Genomic DNA, 17101 nt, shown 5'->3' on the forward strand with positions numbered 1-17101 from the left:
GAAAAGGGTGATGAAATGAGTGAATTAAGATGTTACGGATGTGGCGCGAAGATCCAAAGTGAAGATCCAAAAAGACCAGGCTACCTGCCAGCAAAAGCTAAGCAGGGAAAAGAGCAGGTCTTATGTCAGCGCTGCTTTAAATTATTACATTATCATACTAAGATCGCATCGCCATTAACCCAGGATGACTTTTTAAAAGTCATTTCTAAAATTGGCGACAAAGATGCGCTGGTGGTTTATATTTTAGATTTATTTGATTTTAATGCGTCACAGATTCCTGGCCTGATGCGTCATATTGGTTATAATGATGTCTTAGTGTTAGCCAATAAACGTGACTTGCTGCCAGCTTCTTTAAAGGAGCATCGTTTGATGATGTGGGTGCGTCGCCAGTTAAAAGCTGAAGGCTTAAAACCGGTTGATGTCATTATCACAAGCGGGAAAAAGAATCTCAACTTTGATGAGATTTATGAAAAAATTGATGCCTATCGTCATGGCCGTGATGTGTATGTTGTCGGGACGACGAATGTGGGCAAGTCGACATTTATTAATGGCTTGCTTAAACATTATGTCCAGGTGACAACCCAAATCACCACGAGTGAATTCCCGGGGACAACTTTAGATCTCATCAAAATTCCTTTTGATGAGACAAGCAGTCTTTACGATACACCGGGCATCATGAATAATCGTCAGATGACTTCCCGCGTAGATGATAAAGTCTTAAAACTGATCATGCCGCAAAGTGAAGTTAAAGCGATGACATATCAGTTATCAGATAAACAGAGCCTTTATATTGAAGGTTTAGCGCGCATGGATTATATTGAAGGGGAGAAAGGCAGTTTTACCTGCTTCTTCTCAAAACGCTTAAAGATCCATCGCACGAAATTAGAAAATGCGGATGGTCTTTATAACCGTCATAAAACCTTAGCGATTACGCTGCCGGAGATTCAAACGATTGATCAGATGAAAGCCTACGAATTTACATTTGATGGCACGAAGCAGGATATCGTCATTGCCGGGTTAGGTTTTATGAGTATTAAAACGAAAGGAAAAGTAGTGATCAGGGTCCCTGAAGGCATTGATGTCATTGTCCGTGAACCCCTGGTTTAAGAGTATATGTTAACAAGTAAACAGAAGAAATATTTAAAAAGTGAAGCTCACAGCTTAAAGCCGATCTTTCAGATTGGCAAAGATGGCGTCAGCCATAAACAGGCGATGACGATCTTAGATGCGTTAGAAAAAAAAGAACTCATCAAAGTGAAATTATTAGATACCTGTCCTTTAACTGTTCAGCAGGCTGCTTTAGAAATCTCAATGCAGACCAAAGCAGAGGTTGTTCATATTATTGGTCATACGATTATTTTATATAAAGAAAGTGAGAAAGAAATCTATAAATTACCATGAGAATAGGATTATTAGGCGGCAGTTTTGATCCCGTTCATAAAGGTCATATTGCGATTGCGAAAGAAGCGATTAAGGACTTGCATTTAGATGCTTTTCACTTTATTCCGACAAAGAATAATCCCTGGAAAGATACCTGCGTCGCCAGCGCTAAAGATCGCATGGCAATGTTACAAATCGCGATTGATGATGCACGCATGAGCGTTGATCCCATCGAATGTGACAGTAGAAACAATGAAAAGAATTATACGATTCATACTTTAGAAGCCTTATGCAGCGCGCATCCTGATGATGAATTCTATTTCCTGATGGGAATGGATCAGGCTTGCGCTTTTGAAAAATGGGTTGAAGCGAAGAAGATCTCTGAAATGGTCCAATTGGTCGCTTTTAATCGCAGCGGTTACCCAGAAGATCATCAAAATTTAGAAACGTATCACTTTATAAAATTAGACAATCAGCCAATGCATGCTTCCAGCACTGAAATCAAAGCTGGCGATTTATCGATGATTGCCCCGCCAGTACTGCATTATGCCAGTATGCATGGCCTTTATATCGATACGATGATTCGGCCACGCTTATCAGAAAAACGCTACCAGCATTCTTTATCAGTCGCGAAGCTGACTGCCGAGTTTGCCCAAAGCAATGGCGCTGATCCTTTAAAAGGCTATATTGCCGGGGTGATGCATGATGTCGCGAAGGAACTCGATCATGACTTAGCGAAAAAGATGATGAAAGCTTATTATCCGGATCACCTTGATAGCTCACGGCCAATCTGGCATCAGTGGTTATCAAGCTATGTAGCCAAACATGAGTTTTATATCGATGATGAGGAAATCCTCAAAGCGATTGAAGATCATACAACCGCTTCTACAAGTATGACCACATTAGGGAAATGTCTGTACTGCGCGGATAAATTAGATCCTTTAAGAGGCTATGATTCTAGCGCTGGCATCGCTTTATGTAATAAAGATATCGATGCTGGGTTTGCCAGTCAGTTAATTCAATTTTATGAATTTTCAAAGAAGAAAAATCGTCCGATTGACGAGATCTTCTTTACCATCTATAAAAAATACGTGAAGGAGTAGTTATGGAAAAATTAGAATGTATTGTGAAAGCCATGGATGACAAGTTAGCTTCTCATATCGTGGCCATTGATATGCGTGGCGCGAGTCCGTTATTTGACACTTTTGTCTTATGTACTGCGTCAAATGCTCGTTTAATGCAGGCCATCAGCCAAAATGTCGAAGATGCTTTAGCTGAAAACGGCTTTACTATCAACGCGAAAGAAGGTTTAAGAGATTCTAAATGGATTCTCATTGACTGCGGTGATATTGTTTGCCATATCTTTGAATCTGAAGAAAGAGATGCCTACAACTTAGAAAAATTATGGGGCGATATGCCACGTATTGATGTAGACCAGTATTTAAAGAAATGAGTTATCAGGAATTTGCCTATTACTATGATTCATTGATGGATCCACAGTTTTATGAAGATTACATGGCCTTTTTAGATCAGCATGTATCGTTTCAAAATGCCATTGAGCTAGGCTGTGGTACGGGTGAGATGACTTTTCGTCTGTTAGATGAAGGCAAGAAAATCATCGCGACGGATTTAAGTGACGATATGTTAGAGGTAATGGCGGAAAAAGCAGAAATGAAAGGTGTCAAATTACCAATGTTTCGCATGGATATGTGCGACTTTGAAATCGATGGAAAAATGGATGCCGTGCTTTGTTTCTGCGATTCTTTAAACTATATTACGACTATTGATGGCGTCAAAAAGGTTTTTGCCAGCGCTTATCGTTCCTTAAAAAAGGGTGGGGCATTCGTTTTTGATGTCAATTCCCTTTATAAGTGTAATGTCATCTTAAAAGATTACTGTGAAGAAAACCGTGATGATGATTTTTACTTCCATTGGGATGTCAAATCTGATGGTCATGGCGATCTTGTCCATCATGTCATTATTGAAGACTTAGAAAATAAAGAGCGCGTTGATGAAATCCACCATCAGCGCAGTTTCTCAAAAGAAACTTATGAGCTGTTATTAAAAGAAGCAGGCTTTACCAAGATCGCGGTCTACAGTGATTTTGGAGTTTATCAGGAAACATGTGAACGCCTGATTTTTGTCTGCATGAGGGAGGATTAAATGTTAGGAATTATTGGGGCAATGCCCGAAGAAGTCAATGAGTTATTAAAACTTATGGACGTTGAAGAAGAAAAAGAAGATTCAGGTTATAAATTCTATAAAGGAAAATTAGGTCAGAAAGAGACCGTTGTTGTTCAGGGCGGCATTGGCAAAGTCAATGCGACTATTTCTGCCACTTTATTAGTGCGTGATTTTGATATTGATCATGTCGTTAATATTGGGACAGCGGGCGGTTTATCACAGGAAGAAGAAGTCGGTGATATTGTCATTTCTGAAAAAGTCGTTCATCACGACTTTGATTTAACGGGCTTTGGCCGCGCTTATGGCGAAGTGCCAGGCTTTGGTGTTGGTTTTGAAGCGGATCATGAAATGGTGCGTTTATGCAAACAGATCTTAGATCAGAATAAAGCCCGTGCTTATACCGGCTTAATCGCTTCTGGTGATGCTTTTATTCATACTAAAGCACAGGTTGAAAAGATCTTAAGCCATTTCCCGGAAGCCATGTGTGCTGAAATGGAAGCAGCTTCCGTTGCGCAGGTCTGCACCGTCTTTAAGATTCCTTTTATTATTACCAGAGGACTTAGTGATATTTACAACAAAGGTAATAATGCCATTCAGTTTGATGAATATCTAAAAAAAGCGGCTGCTGTCTCCGCTACGATGTGCTATAGCTTAGCGCAGCAGTTATAAAAATGAAAAAGAAACTCGAATTATTAGCACCAGCTGGTGATATGGCCTCTTTAAAAGCAGCCATCGCTAGCGGTGCTAATGCCATTTATTTGGGCGGAAATGCCTTTAGTGCCCGGGCCTATGCGAAAAACTTTAATCGCGAAGAATTAAAGGAAGCGGTTGCCTACGCACATTTACGTGATGTCAAAATCCATGTCACTTGTAATATTCTTTATAAAGATGAAGAATATGAGCAGTTATTAGATTATATCGATTATCTTTATACGATTGGCGTGGATGCCATCCTTATTCAGGATATCGGCTTATTAAAGCTGGTGAGACAGTATTATCCTGATTTTGAAGTGCATGTCTCTACCCAAATGTCGCTAACATCTTTAGCGGCAGTGCGTTATTTTGAAAAGCTCGGTGTGACACGCGTCGTCTTAGCTCGTGAAACGCCACTTGAAAATATCCGGCATATTTGTGAAAACAGCCCTTTAGAAGTAGAAGTTTTCGCCCATGGGGCGATCTGCGTCGCTTACAGCGGGCAGTGTCTCATGAGCTCAATGATTGGCAAACGTTCCGGTAACCGCGGCGCATGCGCGCAGCCTTGCCGTCTGCCTTATACCTTAAAAGAAGATGGTCAGACGTTAAATAAAGAGCCGGTTTATCTGATTTCTCCTCGTGATCTCTGCACCATTGATCATATGCAGGACTTTATCGAAGCAGGTGTCACTTCCATTAAATTAGAAGGGCGTATGAAAAAGCCAGAGTATGTTGCAGCAATTGTCAAAGGTTACCGCAAAGCGATTGATTATGTTTATGATCAGACACCTGATTATACTAAAGAAGATGTCAATGATATGAAACAGATGTTTAATCGCCAGTATACCCATGGCTATGCTTTTTCTGATTATAAACTTGTCGATGGGGATTTTCCTGGCAATCGTGGCATGCCGCTTGGAGAAGTAATGGGTTATTCGAAAAAGCATCGCACCGTTCGCTTACATTTAACACATGAACTTAATCAGGGGGATTCCATTTTATTAACGGCCATTGATGCCGGACGTCCCGTCAATAAAATGTATCAGCGCGGTAAGTTAGTGAATCAGGCGCTGCCAGGTGAAGATGTCGATATTGAATTTGATACCTATTGTGATCATGGTGAAGTGCGCAAAACGGTTTCTACAAAGCTGATCAAATCATTAGATACATTGATTCATCAGCCACGCTCATACCGTATCTTAGATTTGGAGCTCTATGCTTATGAAGGCGCGCCATTAACGCTAGTAGGACGCTGTGATGGATTGAGCGTAGAAGCTTCGCTAGAAGAAAACTATCATCACGTGAAACCATTAACAGATGAGCGGATCAAAGCGCAGCTTGGCAAATTAGGCGCTACTGTGTATAAACCAGGAGACATCACGATTTATCGTAATGAAGATGTGGCTATGAAAGTATCGTCTTTAAATGCCTTAAGACGTGAAGTCACGACAAAAATGGACCAAGCGCTGATGAATGTTCAACGTTCAGGTAAGACTTTAACCTTACCAGCACCGATCATGCAGCCTTATGAAAAACGAATGATTATTACAGTACATACATTAGCGCAGCTAGAAGCGTTAATGGATCATTATGAGTATCTCTATTATTACTATGATGAATATATCGAGGATGCATTAGCGCTATTTGCGAAACATCACCATGTTGCGGGGGTGTATTTACCACGTATTCTCTATGATCAGGAAATCAATGATTTACAAAAACATCTGCAGGATGTCTCACGAGTGATCGTTAATGATTATGGCACTTTAGAATTATTTCAAGGTCGCGATGTGATCTTAGGACCAGGCATGAATATCTTTAATCATTATAGTGCCAATAGTTTTGATCAAAGCGCCATTATTTCTTATGAATGTGATGCGTCGGCGTTAGAAATGATGAAACAGGTATCTCATGAAATGATTTTGCCAGTGTATGGTTATATTGAAAATATGGTCTTAGAACACTGCGTCGTTTCACAGTATTACCATCACAAGAAGATTCCCCATTGTAATAAGTGTAAAGGCCATACATATGAGCTGGTAGACCGCAAGCAGGTGGGCTTTAAAGTCTTTACAGATGCATACTGTCGCAATCATATTCTTCATAACGTGCCGCTTTATATTCGACATCATCAGCGGTATCCGTTTTCTGCTTTTGTGATGTTTTATGATGAAAAGAATCCATTAGCTTTAATGAGACAGATTGAAGCGGAAAAAGCGCTCGCTGATGGGAATAATCAGCCGATTTTAACGACAAAAGGTTACCTGAAATAGTGATTTTCGATATTCACGCATAAATTTCTTTTATATTTTTGCTTTTCCTAAATTGATTCTTAGGTTTGTCTATGTTATAATTTGAATCAAGGGAGTGATACCATGTCATTGGATTTAGATTTAGCACAAAGATTAAAAGCATATCGTAATTTCAAACATTTAACTCAGAAAGAAGTGGCTGCCCATTTGAATGTTCCCCATTCTGCAATCTCTGATATCGAAAATGGGAAACGTGATGTCACGGTTGGCGAATTAAGAATTCTTTCACATTTGTATGGACGAAGCGTCGAAGAAATTATGTCTGGTAAGAAATACGATTATTATAATATTGCGAATATTGCAAGATTATTATCGGAATTACCAGATGATGATCTGAAGGAAGTTATGTTTATTATTGAATATAAACGTAAACGTCTGGAAGAAAAAGAATCCAATAATAAAGCATCTTCAAAAAATGAAGGTATTTAAGAAAAGGTATTCAGCATAGCACTTTGTGTGTTGTGCCAATACCTTTTTTTGTTTTAGGAAACATTGTCATTTATTGAAATGATTTTCTTTGCATAAGGATCAGAAATGGCCGTAAAGAAATCATCAAAATGGAAAGTCAGACTTGTCATTGCGGTTTTATCCACAACTTTTTCAACAATGGCTGATCACAAAAAGAATGTTGCTATACTGAAAGAAAGAGAATTTACATTCAATGAAAAAGATGAACAGGAGATGAAAGATATGGAATCTTGGAGTAAAGGTATTTTTGAAAGCAAGAGAGATGATATTGCAGAAGAGGTCAAAAGAGAAGTACGTGAAGAAGGCCGTTTAGAAGGCGTAATGTTATTTAAGAAAGTGAATCATCTGTTAGCGAAAGGCATGAGTGATGAAGAGATTCTTAAGGCTCTTCCTGATGTCACCGCTGAATTTGTGAAAGATGCCCGTGAAAGTTATGAAGAAGACCATCAGCTTTCCGGAAATTAAATGAAATCATGATCGATGGGACTCGCCTTAAGGGTGAGTTCTCTGTAAAAAAATGATGTGTTCATTTTCACTTCACATAAGATATGTATAGTAAATCATGTCAGGAGACTGACACAAGCAAACATATAAATTTCCCTTCCCTAAAGTGTAAACAAAGATGTCAATCATAATAATAAGACATCATGAAGACCTGCCTCCCCAGCAGGTCTTTTTAGTCATTTGCCATGGCTTTGTCTAAATTGAATGGAATAAGCCTCTTTTATATAAAATTTCTTCATTTTTTTGTCGGATTTTTGTGAGATTTGCAGGGTTAAAAGTCTTTAAGTATATAGATAAAGAAAAAGCTTCATCATTGAAAGTGAGGTGAATAAATCATGATGAACACTTATTCGTTATCTAATGAAAAGGAGGAATTCTATGTCAAATGAAAAGACAAAATTAGAAGAAAATAACCTTCCAGAATATGCTTATCTGGATCTCAATGCGAAAAGAATTCTTCATAGCGTGAATATTCTGATGCTGATCTTTCGCGCGTTGATTGATGAATTCAAAGACATGAGCGATGAGGCATTAACGGCTTTATTAAAACCAGTGAAAGAGGGCTTAGAAAACTTCAGTACGATGATCAGAGAGGGGAATCCAGAACTTGATCATAATGATCAAAAACGGATTCTTGATTTACTTTACGTCATCAATCGAAAAGAGAAACCGAAGATGTTTGTAGATGTAGAACTGCAAAGCACCAAAGAACGATTCGTAGAAATTCGTTCAACGCAGTATATCACGTCAATCTTAGCGAAAACACATTTTGTGGAGAACGCATTGGCGAAGGTGATCGTGATCTGGGTTAATATGGCTCCCACTAAACGTGAAGAAGGGACCATTTTAGTCAATCCGTCACATCTTTATGATCGCGTTCATGATATCTATTACCCTAGAGAAGCTATGAAGGCGTGTCCCACCATTATTTTGCTTAACCTTTACGACATCAGAAAAGAGCGTGAAAAGGAAATCAGAAGTGCAAAGACGGATGTTATTGCGATTTTATCCACGATTTTTTCCACTACAATTGATTACGAAAAGAAAGGTGCTATACTGAAAGAAAGAGGATTCACATTAGAAAAAGATGAAGAACAGGAGATGAAGACTATGGAATATTGGAGTAAAGGTATTTTTGAAAGTATGAGAGGTGATATTAAAAAAGAAGTACGAGAAGAAAGCTATGTAATCTTTACTTTATTTGCAGATGGTAAAAGTGATAAAGAGGTGCTTAAAGCTTTTCCAGAATTAACATCAACGGAAGTCGAAAAAATGCGACAGGAATTTGAAAAACTGAAGATTAAGATGAATGCAGGATCATAAACATATAGGACTGACCTTAAAGGTGAGTTGTTTGTAAAAAAAATGAGGTGTTCATTTTCACTTCACATAAGATCGGTATAGTAGTCCTTGTCAGGAGACTGACAACAAACAAGCAAACATATAAATTTCCCTTCCCTAAAATGTAAACAAAGATGTCAATCATAATAATAAGACATCATGAAGACCTGCCTCCCCAGCAGGTCTTTTTGTATGGCTTGGATCCAACTAGCGAAATCCATCTTACTTAGATATTCGTAGTGGTAGGGAGAAAAGCTGATTATTAGATCAATCATGCGATTATTGATAAATAGGGTGTTCAGATCATTCATTAGAATAAGTCAGGAACGCTTGTGTTTAGCGAGTTAGTTTATGTGCTTCAAAAGCGCTCGTAAGTTTTTTGAACTCTTCTAAGGTCTGCAGACCTTCTTCTAAGATTTCCGGTTTCACTTCTTCAAAGGTGGTGTGGTGGTAGAAATGAATAGCGAAAGGATTGGTTTCTAAAATGGCATAGGTGCCAAAGCCATAACTGCCGCGATTGATCATAACAGAGCCAGGATTAATGAAGTGAATGCCTTCAATGATCTGATGGGTTGGGACATGGGTATGCCCATGTAAGACAATCTGGCAATGATTTTCTTTGGCAGCCTTTAAAAGCATATCATAACCATAGTAGACTTTATACGTATGACCATGAGCTAATAAAATTTGATTATAAGTAATAGTATAAGGGAAGTGATCATCATAGTCATGATTGCCGCGAACGACGAGACGGAAAGGCGCTAACAAAGGATCGCTTGCTTTCAGGCTTGTATCACCTAAACAAAACATTGTATCGACATGATCTTGTTCGTGGCTGATAATATTTTGGAGAATGGTATTTTCCATATGGGGATCACTGACAATAAGATATTTCATAAATGGCCTCCTTTACTATCAGTATAGCATAAGTTATAGTAAAAATGAAAATTTTCATTTTTACTAAGTAGAGAGTTCTCATGATGAATAGCCTTAAAATTGATAATTGCGTTTACTTGAAATATAAATATTCACAAGGTAAGTGTTTACATAAGTTTACAAAGTTGGTAAAATAAAACTATAAGATAAGAAAAGGAGTAATAGATCATATGAAAACAATTTTATTAGTTTGTTCAGCTGGTATGTCAACAAGCTTATTAGTCACTAAAATGGAAGCTGCTGCTAAGGAACAGGGTGTTGAATGCAAAATCTTTGCTTTACCTTTCTCTGATGCACCAAGAGTATTAGAAGAAGTAGATTGTATCTTATTAGGCCCACAGGTTCGTTTCCAGAAAGCTTCAATCGAAAAATTAGCTGCTTCTCGTAAAGGCGGCGTCATTCCAGTTGATGTCATCGATATGAGAGATTATGGCACAATGAACGGTAAAGCTGTTTTAGCAAAAGCGTTAGACATGTTAAAATAATAGAAATGATAGGTGAAGGCGAAATCTTCACCTTCTTTTTTGTATAAAATCATATTTTATAAAACATCTTTTTCTCTTTTCTTTCCGATAGTCGTTTGCTATAATGAGCGTAATTAATAAGGGGGTACAAGATACATGGAAAAATGTATTATTACTGTTGTTGGTAAAGATCAGGTTGGTATTATTGCGAAAGTCTGTGCTTATTTAGCAGATCATAGCGTTAATATCCTCGATATTTCTCAGACCATTTTACAAGGCTACTTTAATATGATGATGATCGTGGACGCGTCAAACGCTTCATCACCATTTGCAACATTAGTCGAAGAATTAGATGCTTTAGGTCAGGAAATCGGCGTAACCATCAAACTTCAGCATGAAGAAATCTTTGATATGATGCACCGTATTTAAGGGGAGGGCCTATGATTAATATTTTAGAAGTTTCAGAAACAAACAAAATGATTGAACAGGAGAACTTAGATGTTCGTACGATCACGATCGGGATCAGCTTATTAGATTGTATTGATAGTAACGTTGATGTTCTCTGTGACAATATTTACAATAAAATTATACGGATTGCGAAAAATCATGTGCCGACCGCTCAGGCTATTGAAAAGAAATATGGCATTCCAATTGTCAATAAACGTATTTCCGTGACACCAATTGGGACGGTTGGGGCTTCGGCCTGCAAGACAACTGATGATTTTGTGAAGATTGCGAAGACGTTAGACCGCTGCGCCCATGAATTAGGTGTCAATTTTATTGGCGGTTATTCAGCGATCGTATCGAAAGGCATGACACCGGCTGAAAAATTACTTATCGAGTCAATTCCGCAGGCAATGAAAGAAACAGAACTTGTATGTTCATCTGTCAATGTTGGTTCGACGAAAACTGGTATTAATATGGATGCGGTGAAATTATTAGGGGAAATCGTGAAAGATACTGCTGAACTCACGAAAGAAAATGATTCCATTGGCTGCGCTAAGTTAGTTATTTTCTGTAATGCACCTGATGATAACCCATTTATGGCGGGAGCTTTCCATGGCGTCAGTGAAGCTGATGCCATTATCAATGTCGGTGTTTCTGGTCCGGGCGTTATGAACGAAGCGATCAAACAGGCGAAAGGCAAAGATTTTGGTGAATTATGCGAGATCATCAAAAAGACGGCTTTTAAAATTACCCGTGTGGGTCAGTTAGTCGCAAAAGAAGCCAGCAAGGCTTTAGGGATTCCATTTGGTATTATCGATTTATCGTTAGCACCAACGCCAGCTGTTGGCGATTCAATCGCTGACTGTCTTGAAGGCATGGGCTTAGAAAGAACAGGTGCCCCTGGTACTACGGCGGCTTTAGCTATTTTAAATGACCAGGTTAAAAAAGGCGGCGTCATGGCGTCATCTTATGTCGGCGGTCTCTCGGGCGCGTTTATTCCTGTTTCTGAAGATCAGGGTATGATTGATGCGGTTGAAGCCGGATGCTTAACGATCGAAAAACTGGAAGCGATGACTTGCGTCTGCTCCGTGGGCTTAGACATGATCGCCATTCCAGGTGATACCAAAGCTACGACGATCTCTGGTATTATCGCTGATGAAATGGCCATTGGGATGATTAATGCGAAGACGACCGCGGTCCGTGTCATTCCTGTTATTGGCAAAGGTGTTGGGGATACTGTTGAATTTGGCGGTTTACTTGGCTATGCGCCAATTATGCCGGTCAATAACTTTAGCTGTGATGAATTCGTTAATCGCGGTGGCCGTATTCCAGCGCCAATCCATAGTTTTAAAAACTAATCTCTTAAGAGTAAGGCTCAGGCTTTACTCTTTTTTATATGCTTTTGATATTTATTTATAATAAGAGAATCTCTTTGTGTTAAAATGAAGAAAAGAAGGTGAATAGATTGCATTTACATTTTATTTTTACGCCCGAAAGTTTTCAGGTCGATGACCTTAATGTGAAAAACAAAGGGGATTTAGCACTGATGGAACGCTTTCAAAGTGATAAGTATGCCTCGCTTTACGCGTTAGCGTTCCAAAATGAAATTGATACGCCAACAGGACGTTTTCTTACCAGCGTGGCGAAAGCTTTTGTCGATACGATCTCCCGGCAAAGTGAAATTGAGGTAGCACGCGAAGAGACAAAAATTGAGCTGGATGAAGATATAATTGATCATTTACTATCGCAGGTGCCTTTTGCGATTGGCTCGGAATTTATTAACGAAAAATGGCTGCGTCTGAATATGAAAGCTTTGAATCAGGTCTTTCATGATGAATTAAAAGATTTCAATGGACCGGTATCCTTATACTTTGAAGAAAAAATGCAGGACTTAAAAGTTGCGAAACGGATCTATTTCCATCTTGTTGACTATCTTTATAATGAAGAATATCCTTTTGCCTTTATGGCAACTTATGCGACGAAAGATGCTCAGGGACGAATTCGTCATCGTCCTTTAGAAGCTGCATTAACCCAGTATAAGAAGGATCAGGGACAGTTAATTGCCTTATTATCATCATTAAACAAAGCCTCATCAAAGGTAAAAGAAATCCGTGATCTGATGGATAGCGGGGAACTCTTTCATCCGATTCGCTTAACGGTAAAAGAGGCCTATGCATTATTGAAACAGGTCCCTGTCATTGAATCATGCGGCATCAAATGTCGCGTGCCAAACTGGTGGAAACGCAAGCAGTCTTCGATTGGCTTAAGTTTAAAGTTAGGGGAGAAGGAACCTTCCTTAATGGGCTTAGACTCTTTATTAAATGTCAAGCCTTCTTTAGAAGTGAATGGGCATACTTTGACGAAAGCAGAGATTCAGGCCTTACTCAAACAGGAGGAAGGTTTAACATATCTCAATGGCAACTGGGTGGAAGTCAATCATAAAAGGTTAGAAGAATTGTTAGAAGAACTGGAACATTATGATGGTACGATGAGCTTAAAAGAAGCGCTGACCTCTTCTTTTTTAACTGATGAAAGCGGGGAAGAGATCCAGATTACCAATGGTGAGTGGCTGCGCTCTTTTAAAACGCAATTGCGTAAACCGGAAACGTTGGAAATGAGTGTCCCTGATGATCTGCAGGCGACGCTGCGTCCTTATCAGGTTCAGGGCTATAAATGGTTATCGATGATGAATACCTTTGGCTTTGGCGCCTGCTTAGCAGATGATATGGGCTTAGGAAAAACTTTGCAGGTTATTAGCTTTTTAGAAAAAATGCGAGAAAGTCAAGAAGCTCATGCACTTTTAATCGTGCCAGCTTCCTTGCTTGGGAACTGGGAGAGCGAATTAAAGAAATTTGCGCCACATCTTGATTTTACGATTTTACATACTTCTCGCGCTAAAGTGATCAAAGACTATGTCGATCATATTCCATTCTTAACGATTACCACTTATGGTTTAGCAACGAAGATTGCAGCGTTAAGTGAAAGAAAATGGGATGCTTTAATCTTGGATGAAGCCCAGGCTATTAAAAATCCGAAAACAAAACAGAGTGTAGGTATTAAAAAGCTCTCTTCGCGGATGCGTATTGCGATGACCGGGACACCCATTGAAAATGATTACAGCAACTTATGGTCCCTCTTTGACTTCCTTAATAAAGGTTTATTAGGAACACTCAATGAGTTTAAAGCCTTCACCAATGAACTTGCTCAGGATCCTGGCAATATCTCGAAACTGCGGGCGATGGTCTCACCATTTATTTTACGGCGTCTGAAAACTGATTCATCCATTATTAAGGATCTCCCTGATAAAGTGGAAGTCACCGATCATATCCAGTTATCGAAAAAACAGGTTGCTCTCTACAATCAGGAAGTCGACAATTTAAAAGAGACAATTGTGAAAGTCCCGCCGAAAGAACGTCGTGGTCTGGTCCTCAAATACATTACTCGCTTTAAACAAATCTGTAATCATCCGGACCAGTTTGCCCATGATGAAATTTTTAAACCAAGCGATAGCGGAAAGTTTGAGATGCTGAAAGATGTCTGCGAGATTATTTTAGAAAAACGTGAACGCGTTTTGGTATTTACCCAATATAAAGAACTTTGTGAACCATTATCCCATTATTTAGAATCAATCTTCCATAAGAAAGGCTTAATTATTAATGGTTCTACGCCAGTGAAGAAACGTCAGGCTTACGTCGAAGCCTTTAATGGCGAAACTTATATCCCATATATGGTTTTAACGGTCAAAGCGGCGGGTACCGGCTTAAATTTAACGGGCGCTAACCATGTCATTCATTTTGACCGCTGGTGGAATCCAGCAGTAGAAAATCAGGCCAGTGACCGTGCTTACCGTATTGGTCAAACTAAAAAAGTGATTGTCCATAAATTTGTCTGCACCGGCACGATTGAAGAGAAGGTTGATGAAATGATTGCGAAAAAGCAAAAGATGGCTAATGATATTCTCGCTTCTGCGGGAGAAAACTGGATCACCGATTTAGATGATCGGGAATTAGTAGATCTCTTTACGTTGGAGGTGTAAGCGATGAGTTTTGTACATTATAGCCAGCCGACACTGCTGGAATTACAGAAAAAAGCCCAGGCTTCGACGGAAAAAGCCGGGAAGAAAGGACGTGCCATGCATCCGGTCGTTATTCAGGGCCGTACCATCGCTAAAAGCTACTGGGGCAAAGCCTGGTGTGATACGATTGAAAGTTACGCTGATTATTCCTCGCGTTTAGATCGCGGGAAACGTTATGTTCGCGGCGGTACGGTTATTGATTTACAAATCAAAAAAGGGGTTGTTAAAGCCTTAGTCCAAGGTCGCCGTGTTCGTCCCTATAAGGTCACGATTGAAATTCAGCCGATCAGTCAGACCCGTCTTAATAAAATTAAGAAAGTCTGCGAAAAGCGCATTACTGATATCGAAGCCTTGATGAATGGTGATTTTCCAGAAGATTTACAGGAACTCTTTCTTAATAAAGAGGGGTTATTTCCCGGACCGCGCCAAATCTCTTTTGACTGCAGCTGTCCCGATTGGGCCCGTTTATGTAAACATGTGGCTGCGGTGTTATATGGCATTGGCGCTATGTTTGATGAGAATCCTTTCTTATTTTTTGAATTAAGAGGGATTGATGTGAATTCTCTAGTCAGTGAAGCGTTAGTTAATCATGTTGATCAAATGCTTTCGCATGCACATGTGCATACGAAGCGAATGATTGATGATAAAGATATTTCAGATATTTTTCAATTAGATGTCAAATAAAAAGAGCATGCACAACATGCTCTTTAAGCTTCTTCTTTGTAAGTTTTATGACTGAAAAGTGACTGGTTCAAAAATGCAGGTAATGGTTTGCCAGCTTTGAGTCGATCACGATATTCAGCGGTCGCCGCAAAGAGGACATCACCTGAAGAATTGAGGGCGGTTTCCATGGAATCCTGAACAACTCCTAAAATGACACCGACGCCGACAACTTGCATGGCAATGGCATTAGGAATACCAAATAAGGAGCAAGCTAAAGGAATCAGTAATAATGAGCCGCCCGTGACCCCCGAAGAGCCGCAGGCTGCTAAAGCGGCGAGGACGCTTAAGGCAATGGCGGTGACGATATTAAGATGAATACCTAAAGTATTCGCGGTAGCGAGCGTCATGACCGTAATGGTGATGGCAGCGCCATTCATGTTAATGGTTGCCCCTAAAGGAATAGAAATAGCATAAACGTCACGATCTAAACCTAAACGTTCACATAAGGCCATATTAACGGGAATGTTGGCTGCGGAGCTGCGGGTAAAGAAGGCGGTGATGCCGCTTTCTTTGAGACAGCGGAAGACTAATGGATAGGGATTACGTTTTAACGCGATCCCGACAATTAGCGGATTGACGACCAAAGCCACAAAAATCATACTGCCCATTAATAAAAGCAGTAAAGAGCCATATTTAGAGAAAATACCTAAACCGTTTTGAGAAACAGATGTGTAGACGAGGCCCATGACGCCAAAGGGCGCTAAGTTAATAATCCATTGCACCATTTTGGTAAGACCGCTGGCAATATCATTCATAATTGTAATGGTCTCTTTTTTAGCGACCGCTTTTAAGGCAAAGCCAGTAAGAATCGCCCAGAAGAGAATTCCGATATAATTTGCTTTGACTAAAGCATTAACGGGGTTATCGACTAAATTCATTAATAAACTATTAACGATTTCTTTAATTCCGCTAGGTGCTTTAGAGGCCTGATAAGCCGATGCTAAAACAATTTTTTTGGGGAAAAGGGTGCTCGCAAAAACGGCAATGACTGCGGCGATGAGCGTTGAGAATAAATAAAAGAAAATGACCGATGTAAAGCGCCGATCTAAATGGCTATTGCCCGCTAAAAGCGCGCTGGCTACTAGGAAAAAGACAAGTAAAGGGGCAATGGCCCGTAAAGCGCCGACAAATAAATTACCTAAGGTTGTTAACATGGTCGCTTGCGGGAAGAGCAGGGCACAAGCGATGCCTAAGATCAAGCCGATGATAATGCGTAAAACTAAGCTTGTTTCGTTGTATTTTTTGATAATGAACACAGAAATTCTCCTTTCGCCGTTCCATCATACCATGAATAAGGGAAGATACAAAGGAAATTCATAAGTAATATTCCGATTTCAATGAAAAATATTTTAAATATTTTGTAATAATACAATTCCATATCAGTGAAAAAATATTGATGGTCAAATGAATTGCAGTCAATCGGTTTCTCCTCTATAATGGTCATAGTAAGTTTTATGTGATAGAAATGGAGGAAACTTCTGAGCATATTGCATGAAACAGGAAAAAGTATGAATCGCTCAGAAATATTATGCAGCCATTACAGCTCACTGATTATGAAAAAATTAAGCCATATT

At 39.5% G+C, this 17101-nt stretch carries 17 protein-coding genes; 15 read left to right on the top strand and 2 right to left on the bottom strand.

Annotated features, from left to right (window positions below):
* The first annotated feature begins 15 nt into the window (after nucleotides 1–15).
* From yqeH to SG0102_RS07750, 10 genes are all read left to right on the top strand, one after another.
* Complete coding sequence (gene yqeH, locus SG0102_RS07705) at nucleotides 16–1107, top strand: ribosome biogenesis GTPase YqeH (protein ID WP_125119401.1); 1092 nt, start codon at nucleotides 16–18, stop codon at nucleotides 1105–1107.
* A 6-nt stretch (nucleotides 1108–1113) separates the two neighbouring features.
* The gene (gene yhbY / locus SG0102_RS07710) at nucleotides 1114–1401 is read left to right on the top strand and encodes a ribosome assembly RNA-binding protein YhbY (RefSeq protein WP_125119402.1); all 288 of its coding nucleotides are present in this window, start codon (nucleotides 1114–1116) and stop codon (nucleotides 1399–1401) included.
* Complete coding sequence (locus SG0102_RS07715; protein ID WP_125119403.1) at nucleotides 1398–2483, top strand: nicotinate-nucleotide adenylyltransferase; 1086 nt, start codon at nucleotides 1398–1400, stop codon at nucleotides 2481–2483. The genes yhbY and SG0102_RS07715 overlap by 4 nt, the downstream gene beginning before the upstream one ends.
* Before the next feature lie 2 nt (nucleotides 2484–2485).
* A complete protein-coding gene (gene rsfS, locus SG0102_RS07720) occupies nucleotides 2486–2833 on the top strand; it encodes a ribosome silencing factor (RefSeq protein ID WP_125119404.1) in 348 nt (115 codons plus the stop codon).
* Nucleotides 2830–3543, top strand: coding sequence for a class I SAM-dependent DNA methyltransferase (locus SG0102_RS07725; RefSeq protein ID WP_125119405.1), 714 nt, complete (start codon nucleotides 2830–2832; stop codon nucleotides 3541–3543). Before rsfS ends, SG0102_RS07725 begins: the two co-directional genes overlap by 4 nt.
* Nucleotides 3544–4233 (top strand): 5'-methylthioadenosine/adenosylhomocysteine nucleosidase, encoded by a 690-nt coding sequence (locus SG0102_RS07730; protein WP_125119406.1) that lies wholly within the window; start codon nucleotides 3544–3546, stop codon nucleotides 4231–4233.
* A 2-nt stretch (nucleotides 4234–4235) separates the two neighbouring features.
* Nucleotides 4236–6530, top strand: coding sequence for a U32 family peptidase (locus tag SG0102_RS07735; protein ID WP_125119407.1), 2295 nt, complete (start codon nucleotides 4236–4238; stop codon nucleotides 6528–6530).
* A 102-nt stretch (nucleotides 6531–6632) separates the two neighbouring features.
* Nucleotides 6633–6998, top strand: coding sequence for a helix-turn-helix domain-containing protein (locus SG0102_RS07740; protein WP_125119408.1), 366 nt, complete (start codon nucleotides 6633–6635; stop codon nucleotides 6996–6998).
* Between the two features lie 105 nt (nucleotides 6999–7103).
* Entirely contained in the window at nucleotides 7104–7502 is a 399-nt protein-coding gene (locus SG0102_RS07745) for a DUF433 domain-containing protein (protein ID WP_125119409.1), read from the top strand.
* Nucleotides 7503–7919: 417 nt separating this feature from the next.
* Nucleotides 7920–8864: a hypothetical protein gene (locus tag SG0102_RS07750; protein ID WP_125119410.1), complete on the top strand. Its 945-nt coding sequence runs from the start codon at nucleotides 7920–7922 to the stop codon at nucleotides 8862–8864.
* Nucleotides 8865–9218: 354 nt separating this feature from the next.
* Here SG0102_RS07750 and SG0102_RS07755 read toward each other — a convergent pair whose 3' ends face one another.
* Complete coding sequence (locus SG0102_RS07755; RefSeq protein WP_125119411.1) at nucleotides 9219–9779, bottom strand: metallophosphoesterase family protein; 561 nt, start codon at nucleotides 9777–9779, stop codon at nucleotides 9219–9221.
* A 209-nt stretch (nucleotides 9780–9988) separates the two neighbouring features.
* Here SG0102_RS07755 and SG0102_RS07760 point away from each other — a divergent pair, with 209 nt between their 5' ends.
* The 5 genes from SG0102_RS07760 to SG0102_RS07780 all read left to right on the top strand — a co-directional run bounded on the left by SG0102_RS07760 (nucleotide 9989) and on the right by SG0102_RS07780 (nucleotide 15488).
* Nucleotides 9989–10303, top strand: a complete 315-nt coding sequence (locus tag SG0102_RS07760; RefSeq protein ID WP_125119412.1) for a PTS sugar transporter subunit IIB — start codon at nucleotides 9989–9991, stop codon at nucleotides 10301–10303.
* 135 nt (nucleotides 10304–10438) lie between these two features.
* Nucleotides 10439–10711 carry an ACT domain-containing protein gene (locus SG0102_RS07765; RefSeq protein WP_125119413.1) on the top strand — a complete coding sequence of 91 codons (273 nt, stop codon included), beginning with the start codon at nucleotides 10439–10441 and terminating at the stop codon, nucleotides 10709–10711.
* Nucleotides 10712–10722: 11 nt separating this feature from the next.
* The gene (locus SG0102_RS07770; RefSeq protein ID WP_125119414.1) at nucleotides 10723–12087 is read left to right on the top strand and encodes a PFL family protein; all 1365 of its coding nucleotides are present in this window, start codon (nucleotides 10723–10725) and stop codon (nucleotides 12085–12087) included.
* A 107-nt stretch (nucleotides 12088–12194) separates the two neighbouring features.
* Nucleotides 12195–14765, top strand: a complete 2571-nt coding sequence (locus SG0102_RS07775; protein ID WP_231999754.1) for a DEAD/DEAH box helicase — start codon at nucleotides 12195–12197, stop codon at nucleotides 14763–14765.
* A gap of 3 nt (nucleotides 14766–14768) precedes the next feature.
* On the top strand, nucleotides 14769–15488 hold the full coding sequence (locus SG0102_RS07780) for an SWIM zinc finger family protein (RefSeq protein ID WP_125119415.1): 720 nt from the start codon (nucleotides 14769–14771) through the stop codon (nucleotides 15486–15488).
* 23 nt (nucleotides 15489–15511) lie between these two features.
* Here the strand turns inward: SG0102_RS07780 and sstT are convergent, their stop codons facing one another.
* Entirely contained in the window at nucleotides 15512–16783 is a 1272-nt protein-coding gene (gene sstT / locus SG0102_RS07785; RefSeq protein ID WP_197715026.1) for a serine/threonine transporter SstT, read from the bottom strand.
* Nucleotides 16784–17101 lie beyond the last annotated feature (318 nt).

Origin of the sequence: Intestinibaculum porci, from assembly GCF_003925875.1 — a bacterium.
Lineage (GTDB): Bacteria > Bacillota_I > Bacilli_A > Erysipelotrichales > Coprobacillaceae > Intestinibaculum > Intestinibaculum porci.